The 23,043-nt window shown below is 57.7% G+C and carries 19 protein-coding genes; 11 read left to right on the top strand and 8 right to left on the bottom strand.

Annotated elements, in window-relative coordinates:
• Positions 1–71: 71 nt before the first annotated feature.
• The 6 genes from LOY52_RS04125 to LOY52_RS04100 all read left to right on the top strand — a co-directional run bounded on the left by LOY52_RS04125 (position 72) and on the right by LOY52_RS04100 (position 7,138).
• Positions 72–1,484, top strand: a complete 1,413-nt coding sequence (locus LOY52_RS04125) for an OprD family porin (protein WP_202370195.1) — start codon at positions 72–74, stop codon at positions 1,482–1,484.
• Positions 1,485–1,562: 78 nt separating this feature from the next.
• The gene (locus LOY52_RS04120) at positions 1,563–3,158 is read left to right on the top strand and encodes an ABC transporter substrate-binding protein (protein ID WP_258678336.1); all 1,596 of its coding nucleotides are present in this window, start codon (positions 1,563–1,565) and stop codon (positions 3,156–3,158) included.
• A 73-nt stretch (positions 3,159–3,231) separates the two neighbouring features.
• Complete coding sequence (locus LOY52_RS04115) at positions 3,232–4,242, top strand: ABC transporter permease subunit (protein WP_007953665.1); 1,011 nt, start codon at positions 3,232–3,234, stop codon at positions 4,240–4,242.
• Between the two features lie 10 nt (positions 4,243–4,252).
• Positions 4,253–5,179, top strand: a complete 927-nt coding sequence (locus tag LOY52_RS04110) for an ABC transporter permease subunit (RefSeq protein ID WP_007966702.1) — start codon at positions 4,253–4,255, stop codon at positions 5,177–5,179.
• A 10-nt stretch (positions 5,180–5,189) separates the two neighbouring features.
• Entirely contained in the window at positions 5,190–6,158 is a 969-nt protein-coding gene (locus tag LOY52_RS04105) for an ABC transporter ATP-binding protein (protein WP_007966704.1), read from the top strand.
• The gene (locus LOY52_RS04100) at positions 6,158–7,138 is read left to right on the top strand and encodes a peptide ABC transporter ATP-binding protein (RefSeq protein WP_258678323.1); all 981 of its coding nucleotides are present in this window, start codon (positions 6,158–6,160) and stop codon (positions 7,136–7,138) included. Before LOY52_RS04105 ends, LOY52_RS04100 begins: the two co-directional genes overlap by 1 nt.
• A gap of 210 nt (positions 7,139–7,348) precedes the next feature.
• On the opposite strand, the gene LOY52_RS04095 is transcribed toward LOY52_RS04100, so the two are convergent.
• The 3 genes from LOY52_RS04095 to LOY52_RS04085 all read right to left on the bottom strand — a co-directional run bounded on the left by LOY52_RS04095 (position 7,349) and on the right by LOY52_RS04085 (position 11,424).
• The gene (locus LOY52_RS04095) at positions 7,349–7,603 is read right to left on the bottom strand and encodes a hypothetical protein (RefSeq protein ID WP_258678322.1); all 255 of its coding nucleotides are present in this window, start codon (positions 7,601–7,603) and stop codon (positions 7,349–7,351) included.
• A gap of 156 nt (positions 7,604–7,759) precedes the next feature.
• Entirely contained in the window at positions 7,760–8,989 is a 1,230-nt protein-coding gene (locus LOY52_RS04090) for an MFS transporter (protein ID WP_258678321.1), read from the bottom strand.
• Positions 8,990–9,840: 851 nt separating this feature from the next.
• Positions 9,841–11,424, bottom strand: coding sequence for a peptide chain release factor 3 (locus LOY52_RS04085; RefSeq protein WP_258678319.1), 1,584 nt, complete (start codon positions 11,422–11,424; stop codon positions 9,841–9,843).
• Between the two features lie 449 nt (positions 11,425–11,873).
• Here LOY52_RS04085 and LOY52_RS04080 point away from each other — a divergent pair, with 449 nt between their 5' ends.
• Genes LOY52_RS04080 through LOY52_RS04065 form a run of 4 tightly spaced genes read left to right on the top strand, consistent with a single transcriptional unit; the run spans position 11,874 to position 15,298 of the window.
• A complete protein-coding gene (locus LOY52_RS04080) occupies positions 11,874–12,563 on the top strand; it encodes an ABC transporter permease (RefSeq protein WP_177409065.1) in 690 nt (229 codons plus the stop codon).
• 21 nt (positions 12,564–12,584) lie between these two features.
• Positions 12,585–13,478, top strand: a complete 894-nt coding sequence (locus LOY52_RS04075) for a glycine betaine ABC transporter substrate-binding protein (RefSeq protein WP_258678317.1) — start codon at positions 12,585–12,587, stop codon at positions 13,476–13,478.
• 12 nt (positions 13,479–13,490) lie between these two features.
• The gene (locus LOY52_RS04070) at positions 13,491–14,144 is read left to right on the top strand and encodes an ABC transporter permease (protein ID WP_007965673.1); all 654 of its coding nucleotides are present in this window, start codon (positions 13,491–13,493) and stop codon (positions 14,142–14,144) included.
• Positions 14,141–15,298: a betaine/proline/choline family ABC transporter ATP-binding protein gene (locus LOY52_RS04065; RefSeq protein ID WP_008088750.1), complete on the top strand. Its 1,158-nt coding sequence runs from the start codon at positions 14,141–14,143 to the stop codon at positions 15,296–15,298. Before LOY52_RS04070 ends, LOY52_RS04065 begins: the two co-directional genes overlap by 4 nt.
• A 51-nt stretch (positions 15,299–15,349) precedes the next feature.
• Here the strand turns inward: LOY52_RS04065 and LOY52_RS04060 are convergent, their stop codons facing one another.
• Positions 15,350–16,081, bottom strand: a complete 732-nt coding sequence (locus LOY52_RS04060; RefSeq protein ID WP_258678312.1) for a hypothetical protein — start codon at positions 16,079–16,081, stop codon at positions 15,350–15,352.
• 842 nt (positions 16,082–16,923) lie between these two features.
• Here LOY52_RS04060 and LOY52_RS04055 point away from each other — a divergent pair.
• Positions 16,924–18,087 (top strand): type III PLP-dependent enzyme, encoded by a 1,164-nt coding sequence (locus LOY52_RS04055; protein ID WP_202370202.1) that lies wholly within the window; start codon positions 16,924–16,926, stop codon positions 18,085–18,087.
• 42 nt (positions 18,088–18,129) lie between these two features.
• On the opposite strand, the gene LOY52_RS04050 is transcribed toward LOY52_RS04055, so the two are convergent.
• The 4 genes from LOY52_RS04050 to LOY52_RS04035 form a co-directional block, all read right to left on the bottom strand.
• The gene (locus LOY52_RS04050; RefSeq protein ID WP_258678308.1) at positions 18,130–19,044 is read right to left on the bottom strand and encodes a hypothetical protein; all 915 of its coding nucleotides are present in this window, start codon (positions 19,042–19,044) and stop codon (positions 18,130–18,132) included.
• A 15-nt stretch (positions 19,045–19,059) separates the two neighbouring features.
• On the bottom strand, positions 19,060–21,276 hold the full coding sequence (locus LOY52_RS04045) for an alpha-xenorhabdolysin family binary toxin subunit A (protein WP_258678306.1): 2,217 nt from the start codon (positions 21,274–21,276) through the stop codon (positions 19,060–19,062).
• A 286-nt stretch (positions 21,277–21,562) separates the two neighbouring features.
• A complete protein-coding gene (locus tag LOY52_RS04040; RefSeq protein ID WP_258678304.1) occupies positions 21,563–22,321 on the bottom strand; it encodes a tetratricopeptide repeat protein in 759 nt (252 codons plus the stop codon).
• Entirely contained in the window at positions 22,322–23,002 is a 681-nt protein-coding gene (locus LOY52_RS04035; RefSeq protein WP_258678302.1) for a Fe2+-dependent dioxygenase, read from the bottom strand.
• Positions 23,003–23,043: the final 41 nt, after the last annotated feature.

Raw genomic sequence — 23,043 nt, 5'->3', positions numbered from 1 at the left:
AATGAGTTCTAAACCAATAACCGGCCAACCTAAAAAAGCCGGCATAAAAAGAAAGTAAAGGAGCTTCACCCATGAAACTGAGCAGCACCGCGATCCTGGCCCTGGCCATAAGCAGCGTCACCGCCACCGCGTATGCGGAAGAGCAGAGCCAGGCGTTCACCCCCGTGACCGTCAACGAGAAGAGCGCCCAGGCTGACGCCAAAGGTTTCCTCGAAGGTTCGACAATCAGCGGCACGACCCGCAACTGGTACGCCAACGAGCAACTCAAGCGCGGCGGCAAGTTCACCTACCGCAAAGATGGCGTCGCCACCCCGACCGATCGTCGTATCAACTGGGTACAGGGCACCATCGTCAACTTCAGCTCCGGCTTCACTGAGGGCACCGTCGGTGTCAGCACTGAAATTGCCGCTTACAACGCTGTAGCACTGGAGCGTAATCGCAAGGATCTGGCCTCCAACAACGGTGGTGCACCGGGTTCTCGTCCAGGCGCGGGCAACAACCGTACGCTGACCAAAGAAGGCGGCGACGCTGAAGGCCAGTGGAGCAAACTGGGTCTGGCCAACGTCAAGTTCCGCGTATCGAACACCACGCTGACCGCCGGTCGTCAGAACTTCAGCACTCCAATCGTCGATAACATCGGCAACCGTGCGCTGCCTTCAAGCTTTGAAGGTGTAAGCCTGCACAGCGAAGAACTGAACAACCTGTCGTTCGACGCCGGCAGCTTCGACCGCGTATCGCCGCGTACCGAAGAGAGCCTGTCCAAGTTCCGCTCCGAGTACACCAACAACAACGCTGAAACCGATCGCGTCAGCATCGTCGGCCTGAACTATCAGCCGCTGAAAAGCCTGAAGACCAGCCTGTACGCCTCCAAGGTGGAAGACTTCTGGAACCAGTACTACTTCGGCGCCACCCACGAACTGGGTGACAGCAATGTCGTGAGCCTGACTACCGGCCTGAACTACTACAAAACCGTCGATACCGGCAAAAAAGAGATGGGTGAAATCGACAACGACACTTACTCGCTGTCGTTCGGCCTGACTCACCAGGCCCACAGCCTGACCTTCTCGTACCAGGCCATCAACGGTGACGAGTACTTCGACTACCTGCACGAAACCAACGGCATCTACCTGGCCAACTCCCTGCTGTCGGACTTCAACGGCCCGAACGAGAAATCCTTCCAGGTTGCCTACGGTCTGAACATGGCCGAATACGGCGTGCCAGGTCTGAAGTTCAACATCTACCAGGCTCGCGGCTGGGGCATCGACGGCACTCATTACACTGGCACTGCGTATGACGTACGCAACATGGACGGCGAGCACCACTACGAATACGGCATTGGTGCAACCTACGCGGTACAGAGCGGCCCACTCAAGGCGACCACCATCCGTGGCACCTACACCGCTCACCGCGCCAGCGAAAACCAGTCCGATGGCAGCATCAACGAGTTCCGTCTCGTGACCACGATTCCATTCAACATCCTGTAAAAACCGCCAACCGACGGCTGACTCATGACGAGTCGGCCGTTCGGTTTTTTGTCTTCAACCGATTGCAGAGGGTTATCGATGAAAATGCTTCCCCTACGTGCGGCCGTCGCTGCCGCGTTGTTGAGCGCCGCCATCGGCGTCTCGGCCAAACCCTTGGTGGTCTGCACCGAAGCCAGTCCGGAAGGCTTCGATATGGTCCAGTACACAACTGCAGTCACTGCCGATGCGGTGGCCGAAACGATCTTCAACCGTCTGGCGGACTTCAAGCCCGGCACCACCGAAGTGATTCCGGCACTGGCCGAATCCTGGGACATCAGTGAAGACGGCCTGACCTATACGTTTCACCTGCGCAAAGGCGTCAAGTTTCACACCACCGAATACTTCAAGCCGACCCGCGACATGAACGCCGACGACGTGGTCTGGAGCTTCCAGCGTCAGCTGGACCCGAATCACCCGTGGCACAAACTGTCGAGCGTAGGCTTCCCGTACTTTGAAAGCATGGGCTTCAAGGAACTGCTCAAAAGCGTGGAAAAAGTCGACGACAACACGGTCAAGTTCACCCTGACCCGCCGCGAAGCGCCGTTCCTGGCCGACATCGCCATGGCGTTCTCCTCGATCTACCCGGCCGAATACGCCGACCAGTTGCTCAAGTCTGGCAAAACTGCCGACCTGAACAGCAAGCCGATCGGTACCGGACCGTTCATCTTCCAGCGCTACGCCAAGGATGCGCAGGTGCGCTTCAAGGCCAACCCGGACTACTTCCGTGGCAAGGCCCCGGCTGACGCGCTGATCCTGGCGATCGCCACCGACAACAACGTGCGTCTGCAGAAACTCAAGGCCAACGAGTGCCAGATCGCGCTGTATCCGAAACCGGACGACATCCCGAGCATCAAGAAAGACAGCAACCTGAAAGTCGACGAGATGGACGCGATGACCGTCTCGTACATCGCCATGAACACCCAGCACAAGTACATCAGCGACGTGCGCGTGCGTAAAGCGATCGACATCGCCTTCGACAAGGAAGCCTACGTCAACGCGCTGTTCGGCAAAGGCAACGCCAGCGTGGCGGTCAACCCGTACCCGCCGACGCTGCTGGGCTATAACCACGACCTGAAGAACCCGCCACGCGATCTGGACAAGGCGCGTGCCCTGCTCAAGGAAGCCGGGGTTCCGGAAGGCACCGTGTTTACCCTGTTTACCCGTAACGGCGGCGGCCCGACCAACCCGAATCCGATGCTCGGCGCGCAAATGATGCAGGCTGACCTGGCGAAAGTCGGGATCAAGATCGACATCCGCGTGATGGAATGGGGCGAAATGCTCAAACGCGCCAAGGCCGGCGAGCACGACATGGTCTCGGCCGGATGGGCGGGCGACAACGGCGACCCGGATAACTTCCTGACGCCTATGCTCAGTTGCGAAGCGGCCAAGAACGGCGAAAACTACGCGCGCTGGTGCAACGAGAAATTCCAGGCACTGCTCGACGAAGCACGGGCTAAAGTAGATCCGGCCGAACGCGCGAAGCTCTACGAACAGGCCCAGGTGTTGTTCAATCAGGACCAACCGTGGATCAGCATGGCCCACACCCGGATGTTTACCGCAATGCGCAACAACGTAGAGGGTTATCACATCAGCCCTCTCACAACCAATAACTTCGCCACCACCCAGGTGAAGTAGATAAGAAACTCCCGGCCTCCCTGACCCCAGGGTCGCCGGGCACGCCTAACCGGCTGATGAGGTACCACACAAGATGTTTAGTTTTATTGCCCGCCGACTGGGGTTGTTGATCCCCACGTTTTTCGGCATCACCTTGCTGACTTTCGCGTTGATTCGCATGATTCCGGGCGACCCCGTGGAAGTGATGATGGGCGAACGTCGGGTCGACCCCGAAATGCACGCTCAGGCAATGGAACGCCTAGGTCTGAACAAACCGCTGTATGCCCAGTACCTGGACTACATCGGCAAACTGGCCCACGGCGATCTCGGCGAATCCCTGCGTACCCGTGAAAGCGTATGGACCGAGTTCACCTCCCTCTTCCCGGCGACCCTGGAACTGTCCATGGCCGCCCTGCTGTTTGCCGGCATCCTCGGTCTTCTGGCCGGGGTGATTGCGGCTCTAAAGCGAGGATCCCTGTTCGACCACGGGGTGATGGGCATCTCCCTGGCGGGGTATTCGATGCCGATCTTCTGGTGGGGCCTGATCCTGATCATGTTCTTCTCGGTGAGCCTGGGCTGGACCCCGGTGTCCGGGCGGATCGACCTGCTCTACGACATCGAGCCGCGCACCGGTTTCATGCTGATCGACACGCTGCTGGCCGATGACATGGGCGCGTTCCTCGATGCCCTGCATCACCTGATCCTGCCGGCCATCGTGCTCGGCACCATTCCGCTGGCGGTGATCGCGCGGATGACCCGTTCGTCGATGCTCGAAGTGCTGCGTGAAGACTACATCCGCACCGCCAAGGCCAAAGGCCTGTCGCCGTCGCGCGTGGTGTTCGTGCACGGTCTGCGCAACGCACTGATTCCGGTACTGACCGTGGTTGGCCTGCAAGTCGGCACCCTGCTGGCCGGTGCGGTCCTGACCGAAACCATCTTCTCCTGGCCCGGCATCGGTAAATGGCTGATCGAAGCCATCGGCGCCCGGGACTACCCGGTTGTGCAAAACGGCATCCTGTTAATCGCCTGCCTGGTGATTCTGGTCAACTTCGTAGTGGACATCCTCTACGGCTTTGCCAACCCACGCATCCGTCATCAGCGCTGAGGTCCATACCATGAGCACTCCAACATCCTCAGTAGCCACTTCCGCCCCAAACGCGGATCAAAGCCTGCTGTACCCGTCACCGTACAAAGAATTCTGGCAAGCCTTCTCGAAAAACAAGGGCGCGGTTGCCGGCCTGCTGTTCATGCTGCTGGTGATTTTCTGCGCGATCTTCGCGCCGTGGGTCGCCCCGCATAACCCGAGCGAGCAATACCGGGACTTCCTGCTGACGCCACCTGCATGGCTGGAAGGCGGGCAGATGCAGTTCCTGCTCGGCACCGATGAACTGGGTCGTGACCTGCTGTCGCGGCTGATCCAGGGTTCGCGCCTGTCGCTGCTGATCGGTCTGTCGTCGGTGGTGATGTCGCTGATCCCGGGGATCCTGCTGGGTCTGTTCGCCGGTTTCTTCCCGAAAATGATCGGCCCGACCATCATGCGTCTGATGGACATCATGCTGGCCCTGCCGTCCCTGCTGCTGGCTGTGGCGATCGTCGCCATCCTCGGCCCTGGCCTGATCAACACCGTGATCGCCATTGCTGTGGTGTCCTTGCCGTCCTACGTGCGTCTGACCCGTGCTGCGGTGATGGGCGAACTGAACCGCGACTACGTGACCGCCGCACGCCTGGCCGGTGCCGGTCTGCCACGTCTGATGTTCATCACCGTGCTGCCCAACTGCATGGCGCCGCTGATCGTACAGGCCACCCTGAGTTTCTCCTCGGCGATTCTCGATGCCGCCGCCCTGGGCTTCCTCGGCCTTGGCGTACAACCGCCAACCCCTGAATGGGGCACCATGCTGGCCTCGGCCCGCGATTACATCGAACGCGCCTGGTGGGTCGTGAGTCTGCCTGGTTTGACCATTTTGCTCAGCGTGCTGGCAATCAACTTGATGGGCGACGGTCTGCGCGATGCGCTGGACCCGAAACTCAAGAACGCCGCCTGAGGAGATTCCCATGTCACTGCTAGAAATCAAGAATCTCAACGTTCGCTTCGGCGACAAGAACGCCGTTCCGGTGGTCGATGGCCTCGACCTGAAAGTCGACAAGGGCGAAGTTCTGGCGATCGTCGGCGAGTCCGGTTCGGGCAAGTCGGTGACCATGATGGCGCTGATGGGCCTGATCGAGCACCCGGGGATCGTCACTGCCGACGCCCTGAGCTTCGACGGCAAAAACATGCTCAAGCTGAGTAACCGTCAGCGCCGGCAGATCGTCGGCAAAGACCTGGCGATGGTGTTCCAGGATCCGATGACTGCGCTGAACCCGAGCTACACCGTCGGTTTCCAGATCGAAGAAGTATTGCGCCTGCACCTGAAAATGTCCGGCAAGCAAGCGCGCAAACGCGCCATCGAACTGCTGGAAAAAGTGGAAATCCCCGGCGCCGCCAGCCGTATGGACGCTTACCCGCACCAACTGTCCGGCGGCATGAGCCAGCGTGTGGCGATCGCCATGGCGATTGCCGGCGAGCCGAAACTGCTGATCGCCGACGAACCGACCACGGCACTCGATGTGACCATTCAGGCACAGATCATGGATTTGCTGCTGGCGTTGCAGAAAGAACAGAACATGGGTCTGGTGCTGATCACCCACGACCTCGCCGTGGTTGCCGAAACCGCCCAGCGCGTGTGTGTGATGTACGCCGGCCAAGCGGTGGAAGTCGGTCAGGTGCCACAACTGTTCGACATTCCGGCGCACCCGTACAGCGAAGCGTTGCTCAAGGCAATTCCTGAGCACAGCCTGGGCGCCGCGCGCCTGTCGACCCTGCCGGGTATCGTTCCGGGCCGCTACGACCGTCCGCAGGGTTGCCTGCTGTCGCCGCGCTGCCCGTACGTGCAGGACACCTGCCGCGCGCAGCGTCCTGCCCTTGATCCGAAAAGCAACAGCCTCGCGCGCTGCTTCTTCCCGCTGAACCAGGAGGTGGCGTAATGGCCGTCGTACTTACCGCCCGCGACCTGACCCGTCACTACGAAGTCTCCCGTGGCCTGTTCAAGGGCCACGCAACCGTGCGCGCCCTCAACGGCGTGTCGTTCGAACTGGAAGCCGGCAAGACCCTCGCTGTCGTCGGCGAATCGGGTTGCGGCAAATCCACCCTCGCCCGCGCCCTGACCCTGATTGAGGAGCCGTCGTCCGGCTCGCTGAAAATCGCCGGGCAGGAAGTTGCCGGCGCCGACAAGGCCCAGCGCAAGCAACTGCGCAAAGACGTGCAGATGGTGTTCCAGAGCCCGTACGCCTCGTTGAACCCACGGCAGAAAATCGGTGATCAACTGGCCGAACCGCTGCTGATCAACACCAACCTGAGTGCCGTCGAGCGTCGCGAGAAAGTCCAGGCGATGATGAAGCAGGTCGGCTTGCGTCCCGAGCACTACCAGCGTTATCCGCACATGTTCTCCGGCGGTCAGCGCCAGCGTATCGCCCTGGCGCGGGCGATGATGCTGCAACCGAAAGTGCTGGTGGCGGACGAACCGACCTCGGCGCTGGACGTGTCGATTCAGGCGCAGGTGCTGAACCTGTTCATGGACCTGCAGCAGGAATTCAACACCGCCTACGTGTTCATCTCGCACAACCTGGCGGTGGTGCGTCACGTCGCCGATTCGGTGCTGGTGATGTACCTCGGCCGGCCAGTGGAAATGGGTCCGAAAGAGGACATCTACACCCGTCCCCTGCACCCGTACACCCAGGCCTTGTTGTCGGCAACGCCCACGATCCACCCGGATCCGGACAAGCCGAAAATCAAGATCGTCGGCGAATTGCCCAACCCGCTGAACCCGCCACCGGGCTGCGCGTTCCACAAACGTTGCCCGTACGCGACCGAGCGTTGCAGCACTGAAGAGCCGGCCCTGCGCCAGCTCGACAACCGGCAGGTGGCTTGCCACTACGCCGAGCAGTTCCTCGACGGCGCCGCGTAAGCAAAACCGGAGACCGGCACAAAACCTGTAGGAGCTGTCGAATGAAACGAGGCTGCGATCTTTTGATTACCAGAATCAGGATCTAAAGATCGCAGCGTGCCGCAGCTCCTGCAGGGATCGTGTTTATCCGGAAATAATGTGTTAACCCAAACCCCTTCTCTCTCGATTGCGCATCAGTCGGGGAAGAAGGGGTTTTCTTTTACCGGCGCTTTACGACTGGCTGTCGCCTTCGTCATCGTCGGTGTCCGGCTCATCAGTGGTCGAGTCGTCATCATCCTTGCTGCCGCCCTGATCCTGATCGCCCGGTTCGGATTCGGACTTGGCCAGCATGATCACACCGGCTTGTCCGTGGGCGGCATTGAAACCCTGCGATGGCGTGACGGAACTCGCCCACGCCGCCGTGGTGCCAAGCGTCAACATCACCAAAACCTTAAGCAACAGCACAATGCGTTGAAAAATGCTCATAGCCATTTCCATCCTTTCGTGGTTGAAGCCTGGGTGCCGATCCGGCGCTGAATGAAATCTAGTTCCGATCAGCCGGGTTCACCAGATAGGACGCTAACGAGCCCGCGGAAATGCCCCGGCAGGGAAGATCACTTGTGAATAACCTCTATAACCGAATCAGCTAAGTGAGGTAGCGCGTGGACTGGCGACTTGCGCCTTGGCTTGGGTCGAAGAGCGTGTTGCGAGGTAGATCAGAGGTAAGGTCAACAAGGCCAGTGTCGCGCTCGCAAGCCATACGCTGTGCCCTCCGAAGTGCCCATACAGCTGACCACTCAGCACCGGCGACAACAAAGCACTGGCACTCCAGCTCATGAAAAACAGGCCGAAATACTGGCCGCTTTTGCCGCCCTGCGCATGCCGCATGACCAGCACATTCATCGGCGGCATGAAAAAAGCTTCACCCAACGTCCAGATCACCGTCGACAAACACACGTAAAACAGCCCCGAACCAAACGGCAGCATTCCCAACCCGACCGCCAGCAACACACAACCCGCCAGCAATTGCCGACGCAAGCCCCAGCGCTCGCCCCAATGCGTCAGTGGTATCTGCAGCGCCACCACCAGCATCGCGTTAAGCCCGAACTGCCAGCCGATGGCCTCGGTGCTCAAGTGGTAGTAGTCACGCAGATAGTTGCCCAGCGTGCTGTAGACCGTATCGAACGCCATCCCCAGCAACACCGCCGCACCGAGCAGCCAAAGGAACGCCGTGTCGCGCAACGGTGTGCCAGTGCCAGCCTCGGTCACCTCATCGGGTTCAAGCACCGCACGGTGCCAGGTAGTGCGCACAAACCACAGCAACGCCAGCAACGTCATCGCCGCACTGACAAAAAACACCCAACGGAAATCCGTCTGCGCCAACACCCCGCCGGCAACACCGGCAGCCGCCATGCCGAGGTTTCTTGCAACCCGGCTCAAGGCTTGGGCGCGCGAACGCTGCGCAGGCTCGCAATACTCCATGATCAACCGCTGGTGCAGCGTTCGAATCGCCCCGTCGAGCGTGCCGCTGAGCAACAGCAAACCGGCCAGCAGCGGCACCTGCGTCACCAGCCCCAGCAGAATCAACACAAACACAGAAACAAAGAACAACGCCGCCGTCAGCCGCGCCGTACGCACATGGTCACTGAGCAAACCACCCAGCATCGAACCGACCAACAACCCGGCGCCGTAAGCCGACAACAGCCAGCCCACCGTCTCGATCGCCAGCCCCAGCTCCTGGCGCAGATACAGCGCCATGAACAACTTGACCATGCTGCTTAGACGATTGATGAACAGCAAAGCCGCAAGCACCCAGGCCATCAGGCTGAAATAGCCGTTGGGGCGCAGCAGATGGATGAGGTTGCGCGTCATTCCATTGACCTCTCAAAACGACTGGCGTGGACCCGAAACACTAACGCCCGGCACACCGGTTGTCGCGCTCAAGAACATCGAGATCTCAAAATACAGAGTCGCCCTACAACCCCTGTAGGAGCTGCCGTAGGCTGCGATCTTTTGACTTCGCGTTTTAAGTCCAAAATATCGCAGCCTTCGGTCGCTTAGCTCGATTAGAAAATGGTCGGCTGTCAGGCCGCATCGCTGGCAAGCCAGCTCCCACAGTGAGATTGAGCACAGACAGTTGGAGACTGGTCGGCTGTCAGGCCGTCTTCGCTGGCAAGCCAGCTCCCACAGTGAGATTGAGCACAGGCAGTTGGAGACTGGTCGGCTGTCAGGCCGCCCTCGCTGGCAAGCCAGCTCCCACAAGATCAAAAGATCGCAGCCTTCGGCAGCTCCTACACAGGCCGAGTGTCAGCTCGCCGAAAGCTTTTGATCTTGATCCACGGGCGACATCGGAAGGCTGAGTGGAGGGATTGATCCGGGGGTGGGAGCGCAGCGACAGTTTGGCGAAGCCAAACACAGCGAGAGGAGGTGCAGCGAAGCAAACCGTAGGCGCTGCGCCCGGATCGATCCCGCAGCGAAGGAACCCCGAGCCCCAGCGAGCGGGCCGAACGTAGGAGCAAGCCTTTTTTTGCTTACTTTTTTGAGGCGTTTGTCAAAAAAGTGAGTCGCCGTAAGGGCGAAACCCTAAGTAGCCGTTAACAAAAAAACGGATATGTACACAAAAAAACCAAGAACCTGGTCGGCCCAAAGGCCGCCAAGACAAAGCCCAAAAAAAGCCCCCAAGGCCTACACCTCAGGGGCTTTCGAACAAACCAGCTCAGCGCTTAATGATGCTCACGCGTCGCCCGGAATTTCACATCCGGCCACCGCTCTTCCATCAACGCCAGGTTAACCCGCGTCGGCGCCAGGTAGGTCAGGTGCCCACCGCCATCCAGCGCGAGGTTCTCCACCGCCTTGTTGGAAAATTCCTCAAGCTTCTTCTTGTCGCTGCATTCGATCCAGCGCGCGGAATACACAGTGATCGGCTCATAAGAGCACTCAACCTTGTATTCCTCCTTCAAGCGGCTCGCGACCACATCGAACTGCAGCACACCCACGGCGCCAAGAATGATGTCGTTGCTGCGCTCCGGGAAAAACACCTGAGTCGCGCCCTCTTCAGCCAACTGCTGCAGGCCCTGACGCAACTGCTTGGACTTCAGCGGATCACGCAGACGCACACGACGGAACAGCTCCGGGGCGAAGTGCGGGATACCGGTGAAACCGAGGGCTTCACCTTCGCTGAAGGTGTCGCCGATCTGGATGGTGCCGTGGTTGTGCAGACCGATGATGTCACCGGCGTACGCCTCTTCCAGCTGCTCACGCTCGGAAGAGAAGAACGTCAAGGCGTCGCCGATGCGCACGTCCTTGCCGGTACGCACGTGGCGCATCTTCATGCCTTTCTCGTACTTGCCGGAGCAGATACGCATGAAGGCAATACGGTCGCGGTGTTTCGGGTCCATGTTCGCCTGGATCTTGAAGATGAAGCCCGAAAACTTCTCTTCCACCGGCTCGACGGTGCGCTCGTTGGCGACACGGGCCAGCGGACGCGGTGCCCAGTCAACCACTGCATCAAGCACATGGTCGACCCCGAAGTTGCCCAATGCCGTACCGAAGAACACCGGGGTCAGTTGACCGTCGAGGAACTCCTGCTGGTTGAACTCGTGGCAGGCGCCCTGCACCAGTTCCAGCTGTTCGAGAAAGCGCTCGTACTCGTCGCCCAGGTGCGCGCGCGCCTCGTCGGAGTCGAGTTTCTCGATGATCTTGGTTTCGGTGCGTTCGTGACCGTGACCGGCGGTGTAGACAATGATGTAGTCGTCGGCCAGGTGGTACACGCCCTTGAAGTCGCGGTAGCAACCGATCGGCCAGGTGATCGGCGCTGCCTTGATCTTCAGAACGGCTTCGATTTCGTCGAGCAGCTCGATCGGGTCGCGGATGTCACGGTCGAGTTTGTTGATGAAGCTGACGATCGGCGTGTCACGCAGACGGCAGACGTCCATCAGCGCGATGGTCCGTGGCTCAACGCCTTTACCGCCGTCGAGGACCATCAGCGCCGAGTCGACCGCCGTCAGGGTGCGGTAGGTGTCTTCGGAGAAGTCTTCGTGGCCCGGGGTGTCGAGCAGGTTGATCATGTGTTCGCGATACGGGAACTGCATGACCGACGTGGTAATGGAAATACCGCGCTGCTTCTCCATCTCCATCCAGTCGGATGTCGCATGGCGGTCGGATTTACGGGATTTCACCGTACCGGCCACTGCAATCGCCTTGCCCATCAACAGGAGCTTTTCGGTGATCGTGGTTTTACCGGCATCGGGGTGGGAAATAATGGCGAAAGTGCGGCGTTTCGCGACTTCGGCGGCCTGGTTGGTCATGGGAAATCGCCTGGCGGTGATTCAAAAAAGGGCGGCGAGTATAGCTTAAAAAGTGATCGCCAGACCACCGTCCCTCGGCCGCGCAAAACCCTGTAGGAGCTGCCGCAGGCTGCGATCTTTTGATCTTGCTCTTAACAATAAAATCAAAAGATCGCAGCCTGCGGCAGCTCCTACCGGTGGCCAGATGGCATCCGATGTGGGAACCTTTTGAAGCACGGAGACGTCCATCCCCTGTTACGACATTTCGTCAGGGGCTGAAAAATCAGCAAGTTAGCCTGAAGAGGCTGCGCTCATGGCTCGCTTTCAGACCGCTTGTTGCCGGTGCTGAGGGAGCTGCTTCTCGCGAACGTTTATTTCCCGGCAGCCAGGCATGGCATGCCACACGGGACGGCGTTCGCCGACTATAAAAAAGGAGTCCGCCTGTGGCTATCCGCTATGGCAAAGGGCTGATGGGAGGTGCGGTGGTTATCGCGCTCCTGGCCCTGCTGATCCACTGGATCGGCATCAACACGATCGAACACTACCGCGACGATTTGTTGTTTTACCTGCAAGCTCATCTGATTCTCGTCCTCGCTTCAATGCTGGCCGCCCTTGTCGTGGGCATCCCCGCCGGTATCTTCCTCAGTCGCCCGACCATGGTCGGCCGCGCTGAACGCTTCATGCAGATCTTCAATATCGGCAACACCGTGCCACCGCTGGCCGTACTGGCGATTGCCCTGGGGATTCTCGGCATCGGCAGTGGCCCGGCGATCTTCGCTTTGTTCCTCGCGTCCTTGTTGCCGATTGTGCGCAACACGTACGAAGGCCTGAAAAACGTTCAGGGCTCGCTGAAAGAAGCCGCCGTCGGCATCGGCATGACCCCGCGCCAGGTGCTGTGGAAAGTCGAATTGCCCAACGCCGTACCGATCATCATTGGTGGCGTGCGCGTGGCACTGGCGATCAACGTCGGCACCGCGCCGCTGGCCTTCCTGATCGGCGCCAACAGCCTCGGCAGCCTGATCTTCCCTGGCATCGCCCTGAACAATCAGCCGCAACTGCTGCTCGGCGCCGCGTGCACCGCGCTGCTGGCCCTGCTGCTCGATGGCGTAGTCACCCTCGCCAGCCGTCTCTGGCTGGAACGCGGTTTGCGCCCGTCTTAAGGCTCTTGCGAAGGAATATTTATGAAACGATTTAGCTTGATCTTGAGCTGCCTCCTGCTGTTTGCAGGATTGGCCCAAGCCGCCGAAAAACCGGTGATCCGCCTTGGCGCCCGGGTATTCACCGAGCAGACCCTGCTCGCGGAAATCACCGCGCAATACCTGCGCAGCAAAGGCTACGACGCGCAGATCACCGGCGGTCTGGGCAGCAACCTTGCCCGTAGCGCTCACGAAAGCGGACAACTGGACATGCTCTGGGAATACACCGGCGTGTCGCTGGTGGCCTACAACCATGTCACCGAGAAACTCGACAGCGAACAGTCTTACGCCCGGGTCAAAGAACTCGACGCGAAAAAAGGCCTGGTCTGGCTGACCCCGTCGAAATTCAGCAACACCTACGCCCTCGCCCTGCCGCAGAAAGTCGCCGAGGAGTATCCGCAGATCAACACCATCAGCGACCTGAACAAGGTGCTGCGCAATGAGGCCAAGACCAATCACCTGGTGGCGCTGGACACCGAGTTCGCCAACCGCTCCGACGGTCTGGACGGCATGGTCAAGCTCTACGACATGAACCTGACCCGCAAGAACATCCGCCAGATGGACGCGGGGCTGGTCTACACCGCGCTGCGCAACGGCCAGGTGTTTGCCGGTCTGGTCTACACCACGGACGGCCGCCTGAATGCCTTCGGCCTGAAGTTGCTGGAAGACGACAAGCACTACTTCCCCGACTACACCGCCGCGCCGGTGGTGCGTCAGGCCTACCTCGATGCACACCCGCAACTGGCCGAACAGCTCAAGCCGCTGGCAGAACTGTTCGATGACGAAACCATGCGCCAGCTCAACGCGCGGGTCGATGTCGATCACGAAAGCCCATCGAAAGTGGCCGCCGACTTTCTGCGCCAGCACCCACTCAATTAAGGAGGAAAAGTCATGGAATTTCTTAACGCCTTTTCCCACCTCGACTGGCAGCAGGTGATGCACCTGACCTGGCAGCACATCACTCTGGTCGGTATCGCGGTAACGCTGGCGATCCTCATTGGTGTGCCGCTGGGCATTCTGATGACGCGTTTCCCGAGCCTCGCCGGTCCCTTGCAGGCCAGCGCCACAGTGCTGCTGACCGTGCCGTCGATTGCCCTGTTCGGTCTGCTGCTGCCGTTCTACTCCAAGTTCGGCCAGGGCCTGGGGCCAATGCCGGCGATCACCGCGGTGTTCCTTTATTCACTGCTGCCGATCATGCGCAACACCTACCTCGCCCTGACTGGCGTCGAGCCGGGCATCCGTGAAGCTGCACGCGGTATCGGCATGACCTTCGGCCAGCGCCTGCGCATGGTCGAGTTGCCAATTGCAGTGCCGGTGATTCTCGCCGGGGTGCGCACCGCCGTGGTGATGAACATCGGCGTGATGACCATCGCCGCGACCATCGGCGCCGGTGGCCTCGGTGTGCTGATCCTCGCCTCCATCAGCCGCAGCGACATGTCGATGCTGATCGTCGGCGCGCTGCTGGTCAGTCTTCTGGCGATCTTCGCCGACCTTCTCCTGCAGTGGCTGCAACGTACGCTGACTCCAAAAGGACTCCTCAAATGATCGAACTTCAAAACCTCAGCAAGACCTTCCAGAGCAACGGCAAAGATGTCAAAGCCGTGGACTCGGTGAGCCTGACCGTCAATGAAGGCGAAATCTGTGTGTTCCTCGGGCCATCGGGTTGCGGCAAAAGCACCACGCTGAAAATGATCAACCGCCTGATCAAGCCGACCTCGGGCAAGATCCTGATCAACGGCGAAGACACCACCGACCTCGACGAAGTGACCCTGCGCCGCAACATCGGCTACGTGATCCAGCAGATTGGTCTGTTTCCGAACATGACCATCGAAGAGAACATCGTCGTGGTGCCGAAACTGCTCGGCTGGGACAAACAGAAATGCCACGACCGCGCTCGCGAACTGATGAGCATGATCAAGCTTGAACCCAAGCAGTATCTGCATCGCTATCCGCGTGAACTGTCCGGCGGCCAGCAACAGCGCATCGGTGTGATCCGCGCGCTGGCGGCGGATGCGCCACTGTTGCTGATGGACGAGCCGTTCGGTGCAGTCGACCCGATCAACCGCGAGATGATCCAGAACGAGTTCTTCGAGATGCAGCGAGCGCTGAACAAGACCGTGATCATGGTCAGCCACGACATCGACGAGGCGATCAAACTCGGTGACAAGATCGCGATCTTCCGCGCCGGCAAACTGCTGCAGATCGATCACCCGGACACCCTGCTCGCACACCCGGCGGACGACTTTGTCAGCAATTTCGTCGGCCAGGACAGCACCCTCAAACGTCTGTTGCTGGTGAAGGCCGAAGACGCCGCCGATAACGCGCCTTCGGTCAGCCCGGAAACCCCGGTGGCCGATGCACTGGAACTGATGGACGAGCATGACCGCCGCTACGTGGTGGTCACCTGTGCCGAGAACAAGGCGCTGGGCTATGTGCGTCGTCGCGACCTGCACCGCCAGACCGGCACCTGCGCGCAGTATCTGCGCGAGTTCAACGCCACCGCCGCGTACGACGAGCATCTGCGCATCCTGTTGTCGCGCATGTACGAGTTCAACCGTTCGTGGCTGCCGGTGATGGATGCGGAACGGGTGTTCCTCGGCGAGGTCACTCAGGAGTCGATTGCCGAGTACCTGAGTTCCGGCAAATCCCGCGGTGGCAAGACCAGCATCGTCTCCCCCGCCGAGACCGCGCTGGCCTGATAGAGCGCTGATGGGCCGTGCCCTGCAAGGGGCACGGCACAATTGAATGGATCAGGAGGAGATGGCCTGGTCACCGGCGATGAACTCGAACCGCACATCAGCCGATGGCGTCTGGGGCAGCGTGATCCTGATTGCCGGAATCCAGATACCTGTCTGGTTCTTGAAATCCCGCTGGTCATGCTGCGCACCGGCCTTACCGGCGTCATTGATGTAAAACACCGCCTCGATCGGCAACGTCGTGCCCAGATTCTGCTCCCACTTGGCCATCCGGAATTCGTTCTGCGTACCGAAGGCGAAGTCGCCGCCCCGCCCCTGAGCCTTGATCGCCTCATTAAAAGCGGTAGTGGCGGCCTGATTCAAAACGTCACGCACATCAAAGCCGCACAGATTCCCGTATTTGCCCGGTTGCTGATGGTAATGCGTGATGTATTGCTCGGCCGTATTGATACCTTGTGACTGGCAAGGTCGACTGGCAACTAATCCCGGACTTTGACCGCAGCCCTTACCGTCACGCTTGCTCGTTGCACCGTCCACCGGAAAGAAACAAAGTATCTCCGGCTCTATCTTACCCACGGGTTTGAAAAAGTACGGATACAAGATAAAACCATTGTTATATCCGTAGGCCAACTTGCTGAACTTCGCATCCGCCCGCAAGTAGGAAAAGGACACGCCAGTTGACGCTGGATTAGGGTCCCAGAAGTGAAACTTAGTAGAGTTTTCAGTGGCTCTCAAAATGACCCCCGAACACAGGAATGCCGGGGCTGACAGGTTGTTGCGGCACATGCTCTCTTTGTTGTGGTAGGCCTCTGTAAGATAAGTGGCAATCTGTGGCCCGGTGCCGGCGCCCCTCACGCCAATCGAAGCGGTCCCGGGTATTTCCTCTCGCGGTACGGGAGCGGACGGTTGAACTATTTCGTGAGTGGCACAACCCGACAGTGTCAATACAACCAGCCACAGTAATATTCTGTTCATCCTTGTTACCCCTGCATCCGCTTGAATTGATAGACAGGCGCACTCTCCCCATCATGCAAACGGGTCGACGGAGCCATTTCCAATAACAAAAAAAACTGTGCTCGCCGATCACCAGACTTTATTTCGGAACTAATCGGCGCCCTCATCCTAGGAAGAAAACCGCAACTAAACACCTGTCAGAAATACTAGTCCTGAGGGTTGTCTCAAGGCTTTTTCGGGATTAAACGTCTGTGGCTTATTTCCGTTTTTCCAGGCATGCCGACGACGCATATCCATGCTCGGGGGAACATCAGCCTGTCATGTCGGTCGGTTACATCGGTACCGGAGGAAGACCGCACGACGGAAGCGTGCAAAAACGCGACATTTTTTGTTGATCTCAGGCCCCTCACGCCCTAAAGTTCGCGCCGAACGTCCATGCTGGAAACGATCCATCCGGCTCAAGTACTGACGACGAGACAGCAAGGCCAAGGGCAGCGTCAGCGCCCGTGGCCTTTTTGCTTTCGGCGACATGCCTTGGGAAGTAGGCGAACCAAAGTGGGGATACGGAGGACGTTCAGGAAGGTGTGTCATCAATGCATTCACGAGTGCGAATTCATTGATGACACACCCTCGCACCCATTGATTAACGACGTTTGCCAGTAGGAGTTCCAAGCATGTCGATCCAGGTCGAAGACTATTTCGCGCGCGAAACCTTTCAGAAAATGAAGGCGTTCGCCGACAAACAGGAAACCCCGTTCGTGGTGATCGACACCGCGATGATCGCCCAGGCCTATGACGACCTGCGCGCCGGTTTCGAATTCGCCAAGGTCTACTACGCGGTCAAGGCCAACCCGGCTGTCGAGATCATCGACCTGCTCAAAGAGAAAGGTTCGAGCTTCGACATCGCCTCCATCTATGAGCTGGACAAAGTCATGGGGCGTGGCGTCAGCCCGGACCAGATCAGCTACGGCAACACCATCAAGAAGTCCAAGGACATCCGCTACTTCTACGAGAAGGGTGTGCGCCTGTTCGCCACCGACTCCGAAGCCGATCTGCGCAACATCGCCAAAGCCGCGCCGGGTTCGAAAGTCTATGTGCGCATTCTGACCGAAGGCTCGACTACCGCTGACTGGCCGCTGTCGCGCAAATTCGGCTGCCAGACCGACATGGCCATGGACCTGCTGATCCTCGCCCGCGACTTGGGCCTGGTGCCTTATGGCATCTCGTTCCACGTTGGCTCGCAGCAGCGTGATATCAGTGTCTGGGACGCGGCGATCGCCAAGGTCAAAGTGATCTTCGAGCGCCTGAAAGAAGAAGACGGCATACACCTGAAACTGATCAACATGGGTGGCGGCTTCCCGGCCAACTACATCACCCGTACCAACAGCCTGGAAACCTACGCCGAAGAAATCATCCGCTTCCTGAAGGAAGACTTCGGCGATGACCTGCCGGAAATCATTCTGGAGCCGGGCCGTTCGTTGATCGCCAACGCCGGCATTCTGGTCAGCGAAGTCGTGCTGGTCGCGCGTAAATCGCGCACCGCCGTCGAGCGTTGGGTGTATACCGATGTGGGCAAGTTCTCCGGCCTGATCGAAACCATGGACGAGGCGATCAAGTTCCCGATCTGGACCGAGAAGAAAGGCGAGATGGAAGAAGTGGTCATCGCCGGCCCGACCTGCGACAGCGCAGACATCATGTACGAGAACTACAAATATGGCCTGCCGCTGAACCTGGCCATCGGTGATCGCCTGTACTGGCTGTCGACCGGTGCGTACACCACCAGTTACAGCGCCGTCGAATTCAATGGCTTCCCGCCGCTGAAATCGTTTTACGTGTAATCGACACCTCAGAGTAAAAAAGGCCCACTGAATGGGCCTTTTTTATTTTTTCAGCCAGTTTTCGAAGTGCGCCAACATCTGCAAAATCTCATCAGCGCCCTCCAGAGCCAATTCGATCTTGACATTCAGCTGCCCCATGGTGGTCATATTTTCCGTTTGTGTGAGGGCAGTGCCCAAGCCCGTCGCACGGTCAGATACGTTTCTGAGGAACACGCCCATCTGAATATTCAGCGGTACAAACTTATTGAAGAGTTTTGCAATATCAGCCTGATACTCGGCAGCCCTGATCGTGGGGTCTGAAGAAGAGTAAGCAATATCCCAGAGAGGCGTTGTGGCAGGATTTCTGAACAACTCTTGCGCGACAGTCGGTTGTGGATGACAGGCACAGGACTGCCAACCCATTATCTTGATAAATGCCGCGTTCAATCCGAATGATGCCTCGCCCACCATGTCAATCTGGCCCTCAATCGGAGTGATTACCCCGCTCAAGCTCCGGAAACAATTACCCAACTGGTGAACCAATCCCCTGGGGCTGGTAGGTGGAAACCGTCCCCAGTCCGTCGAGCGATACAGACTGAAACTTGTTACGTCAACCTGACTGACAGGTTCGCGTTTCGATGTTCTCTGTGTTATTTCCAGAGATTCGCGTCCAAACGTATCCAGGTCACTCAGATACCGACTGGTCAAACTCCGCAGGTCTCTAATTCGCTCCCAGCTCCCTTGCAGATATTGTTCATAAAAGTTAACGCGGTTCAGGCGCGTATCCCAGGACAGTTCTGCGCGTTGATGGCCACTTTTTCGTCGTGCCTCAAAGACAACTGGTGTGTTGTCGTAGGTCGGTATCAATAGCCCAAGCCAACGGATATAGCGATTCAGCACCTCGCGCTGCTGCGCCGAAAACTCATAATTCACTGAATTCATATTCCCTGTGCAGGAAGTGGACGAGCGATCACCCACTTCCTCACCTCCTTGTTATTGAGAAATGGATTTCAGAACGCTGACGGCTTCGGTAATTCGGGCAATTGCAGAGTCTGTCCGACCTTCCACCGGCACCGAAGTGTCCTGGGTAAACTCAGTAGAGAGCAGATCAAAGTAGTTGATCAGGCTGGCATACTCATTGGCGTACTTCGAACGTTCGTCATCCTGCTCGTCCAGCGTAGTGACCAGTTCGATACGCCCAACAATCCGAGTGCCATCATTGACGTGCTTTTGCAACTGAGCGCGCATTTCAGCTGCTTTGTCGCTGAGTCGACGGTACGCAGCCAGCATGTTGAGATAAGAAATCGCCTCACCAATACCGGAAATCAATTTTTTCAGGGTATCAATAGCCAACAGGGCGATTTGAACTTGCGGAGGCGCCAGACCCAACGCCTTCAGATTTTCAAGCGATAACTGGGCTTCCTGGCCGATTTTTTCGATACCCGCCTTGGTGATCAGATCAATCGCATCGGAAATAGACTTTATCTCAGCAGTGAAGGCTGCAATTTTCTCTTCGGTTTGAGTCTTGAGTTCCTCGTTACTGACACGCTCTTCTTCCAGCTTGACGATCCACTCCGCCGACGCTTTGCGGTCATAGACTGCGCCAATGCTCTTATGGATACTTTTCAAGTCTCGAGTTTGCGCAGAAACTTTAGCGAAAACATCTTTCAGTTCCACCTCCATGTCCTCGCGCACCTCTTCCGCATCCTCGGGTGAACTCAACTCTTTCTGATAGGATATTAAAGTCTTCTGGGACAACTCCAGACGGATGCTTAGCCTCTGCGCCTTGTCGCGCAATTCAAAAGTTGACTTGTTCAACGCCAGCGCTACACCGTTCATGGCCCCGACAGTGCCGGGCATGTAATCGAACTGCTCAAAGAGCATTTGCGCAGTAGTGTTCAGCCGCTGCACGCACGCATTGTGTTCGCGCAGTTTGTGCATATTGAACGCTGGCTCGGCAGCGTTGATCGAAAAATTTTGCATTACAGCCCTACTCCGAATCGCGACATTATTGTTTTGGTATTCTTTATCGGCTTCTGCAAACACCGCCAGCAACTGATCGGCCTTGGATTTTATTTGCTCCCACGGAGCGATGACTTCAACTATCTGATTCTTGAATTTGCGCAACTTCACGGACTCGTCGATTAGACTGATTTTATCAATAGAGGCAATGACATAATCACTGAGCGCGTTCCAGACCAGCATGAGGTTTTTGGTTGCTACATCGGCCTCTATCGCAACGTAACTAAGGTTTTGCAGATCATCACGAACCTTATTCAGCGAACTCAGCGTCTGGTTCTTGCTGGCCATTTTTTGATTATCTGCCTGCTGCAGTTGCTTCAACGCATTACGTTCACGGCGTATTTTTCCAGCTTTGACACCCTGATAGATAGCCATGACCAGTCCACCAGGCGTAATACCCGCCGCCTCCCTGATCGCATCTTGAACCAATTTTTCATATTGCTTGTTCAGATCATCAATCTCAGCGGAACGCTGATCCATTTGACCTTGCAACTCTTTGATATCGGACGCGTACGTATTCCTGGAAACGAACTCCAGTCGCAGCTTGATTTCCGGCAGAACAGACTCCCGCATATCGGTGCCGAAACGGTCAAGTTCCCCGCGTACCTGTTCGGCTTTTTGATGACAACGCCGGATTGTCGACAGCAAGTCATTCAGATAACTTCGAATCTCGACGATATCGCCAGGGGCAAGATCGAGATCTGGTAGTCCTGGCATTTGCCGTTGAAGTTTCAGATATTGTTCAACAGTAGTAACATCATGCTCTTCCAGATATTTAGAAGACTTCAGATCGTCATACACTTCAACAATGGCTCCACCCGCTCTGAGGATGCTGCCAGCAAATATCTGCAGATCATTTCCCGTCAGCATTATTTTCTCGCGCAGAGGCGACCAGCGTCGAGCATGCTGATAGGTCGTGGTAAAAGTTCGCAAAAAATCCCGAGCAGTGCGTCCCACACCACCTTCATCACCAGATCCATAGTTAAGATAGGCGATGACGTCGTCCAGTTGGATTGGCAGGGACAAGCCCAGCTCCTCATACCTCCTCAGATTGTTTATTTGCTCTTTGGTCAGCTCGATACCGGGGTCCCGATCGTAGTCTTCGCCCTCACCCAACGAAGCGTTCACAAAAAGCAATGGGGCCTTTGAGGCGATTTCAATCACCTTGTCACTCATCTTGATGTCCATCCAGACTCCTTGTCTTTTTTCGGAATTCAATATTGATTATTTGAGATCAGATAGTTCTGAATCGCTACAAGTCGCAGAAAACCAAAACCATCTAGAGCAAACTTAATGTGATAAGTCATGCACACACAAGCCATCAAATATTAAATTTCAAGACAATCAAGCTCTGCACTTGAGTAGTTCACAGCAACGTCAAGACCAGCCACTAGCAAACATGAAACTTCGACTAACAAAAAATAGCAATAACTGAAAACTTCAAAGTCATATAACAGACAGTCACGTCAAAACTCTACCGGGTAAGTAACTGGCTCAGCCGCAGCCGATACACTTCTGCCATTTTGCGGATTCGAGGATGATGAGCACTGAGTAATGATTCAATGCTCACCCGCAAGAAGTTCACGTTGCCGTTGGCGAGCGCCTTGTGCAACCAATCCAACGCCTCATCGGTCAGCCCTTCCTCGGCCAATACCGCCGCATAGCTGAACTGTCCACGAAAGTCGCCACCTTGCGCCGAGCGTCGATACCATTCTCGGGCCGCCACTCGGTCCTGAGGGCAGAAAAGCCCCTCTTCCAGATAACGGCCAAACAGGTTCATGGATTTGGCATGCCCCTGTTCCGCAGCGCGACGATATAACGCCAGGGCTTGCGACGGGTCCTCTGTTGTTCCGCGCCCGGTGGCAAGCAAATTGGCCAGGTTGTACATCGACCAATCCAGCCCTGCTTGCGCCGCGATACGGTAATGACGCGCGGCTAACGCAGCATTTGCCGTGCAACCCCAGCCATGCTCATGACAACGGCCCAGCATGTTGCGCGACATCAGATGCCCCTGGTCGGCGGCAATCGCGAACCAGCGCAACGCCAGTGGCTGATCCTGAGCGATTCCTCGGCCGTCGAGCAGGATCTGCCCGAGCAAAGCCTGCGCTTCGACAATGCCTTCCCCCGCTCCCAGCACGATTGCCTGCGCTGCACGGCCCGGGCTTTCGGCGAGCATGGCACGGAGTTGTACGCCATCGAGAATCTCCTCGCGGCGCAATCGAAAGTCCGCCACTTACACCTCGACCCAGCGCCGTAAGAGATTGTGATAGGCGCCGGTGAGACGGATCAGCGACGGATGATCGGGCATGTCTTGAGTAAGCTGCTGGATCGCGCCGTCCATCTCGAACAACAACGCGCGCTGACTGTCTTCGCGCACCAGACTTTGCGTCCAGAAGAACGACGCATATCGCGCACCGCGGGTGACGGCATTGACCTTATGCAGGCTGGTGCCGGGGTACAGCACCATGTCGCCGGCGGGCAGTTTCACCCGTTGCGTGCCGAAGGTGTCCTGGATCTCCAGCTCGCCGCCGTCGTAATCCTCGGGTTCGCTGAAAAACAGTGTGGCCGACAGATCGGTGCGCACCCGCTCGATGCTGCCTTTGGGCTGACGCACGGCGTTGTCGATGTGAAAGTCGAAACTGCCGCCCGCCGTGTAGCAGTTGAGTAACGGCGGGAATACTTTGTGCGGCAGCGCGGCCGACATGAACAGCGGGTTTTTCCACAAGCGTTCGAGCATCGCTGCGCCGATTTCTTTGGCCAGTGGGTGGCCTTCCGGCAGTTGCAGATTGTGCTTGGCCTTCGCCGACTGATAGCCGGCGGTGATCTTGCCATCAGCCCAATCCGCCTGCTCCAGCGCCTCGCGGATACGCTGCACTTCTGCTTTGGCGAACAGGCCGGGGATGTGCAGCAGCATGGCGATCGTACCTTATGGTAAAGGGGTGCCAATGGTATTGA

Origin of the sequence: Pseudomonas sp. B21-051, from assembly GCF_024748795.1 — a bacterium.
Classification (GTDB): Bacteria; Pseudomonadota; Gammaproteobacteria; order Pseudomonadales; family Pseudomonadaceae; genus Aquipseudomonas; species Aquipseudomonas putida_A.
Note: the sequence above shows the minus strand (reverse complement) of the source record. Positions and strands in the feature narration are given on the sequence as shown.

Coding starts and splice junctions, on each gene's coding strand:
- LOY52_RS04115 (WP_007953665.1), top strand. CDS start 3,232: ATGTTTAGTTTTATTGCCCGCCGACTGGGGTTGTTGATCCCCACGTTT.
- LOY52_RS04110 (WP_007966702.1), top strand. CDS start 4,253: ATGAGCACTCCAACATCCTCAGTAGCCACTTCCGCCCCAAACGCGGAT.
- LOY52_RS04045 (WP_258678306.1), bottom strand. CDS start 21,276: ATGGACATCAAGATGAGTGACAAGGTGATTGAAATCGCCTCAAAGGCC.
- LOY52_RS04065 (WP_008088750.1), top strand. CDS start 14,141: ATGATCGAACTTCAAAACCTCAGCAAGACCTTCCAGAGCAACGGCAAA.
- LOY52_RS04075 (WP_258678317.1), top strand. CDS start 12,585: ATGAAACGATTTAGCTTGATCTTGAGCTGCCTCCTGCTGTTTGCAGGA.
- LOY52_RS04060 (WP_258678312.1), bottom strand. CDS start 16,081: ATGTGCCGCAACAACCTGTCAGCCCCGGCATTCCTGTGTTCGGGGGTC.
- LOY52_RS04035 (WP_258678302.1), bottom strand. CDS start 23,002: ATGCTGCTGCACATCCCCGGCCTGTTCGCCAAAGCAGAAGTGCAGCGT.
- LOY52_RS04085 (WP_258678319.1), bottom strand. CDS start 11,424: ATGACCAACCAGGCCGCCGAAGTCGCGAAACGCCGCACTTTCGCCATT.
- LOY52_RS04070 (WP_007965673.1), top strand. CDS start 13,491: ATGGAATTTCTTAACGCCTTTTCCCACCTCGACTGGCAGCAGGTGATG.
- LOY52_RS04095 (WP_258678322.1), bottom strand. CDS start 7,603: ATGAGCATTTTTCAACGCATTGTGCTGTTGCTTAAGGTTTTGGTGATG.
- LOY52_RS04100 (WP_258678323.1), top strand. CDS start 6,158: ATGGCCGTCGTACTTACCGCCCGCGACCTGACCCGTCACTACGAAGTC.
- LOY52_RS04090 (WP_258678321.1), bottom strand. CDS start 8,989: ATGACGCGCAACCTCATCCATCTGCTGCGCCCCAACGGCTATTTCAGC.
- LOY52_RS04125 (WP_202370195.1), top strand. CDS start 72: ATGAAACTGAGCAGCACCGCGATCCTGGCCCTGGCCATAAGCAGCGTC.
- LOY52_RS04080 (WP_177409065.1), top strand. CDS start 11,874: ATGGGAGGTGCGGTGGTTATCGCGCTCCTGGCCCTGCTGATCCACTGG.
- LOY52_RS04120 (WP_258678336.1), top strand. CDS start 1,563: ATGAAAATGCTTCCCCTACGTGCGGCCGTCGCTGCCGCGTTGTTGAGC.
- LOY52_RS04055 (WP_202370202.1), top strand. CDS start 16,924: ATGTCGATCCAGGTCGAAGACTATTTCGCGCGCGAAACCTTTCAGAAA.
- LOY52_RS04105 (WP_007966704.1), top strand. CDS start 5,190: ATGTCACTGCTAGAAATCAAGAATCTCAACGTTCGCTTCGGCGACAAG.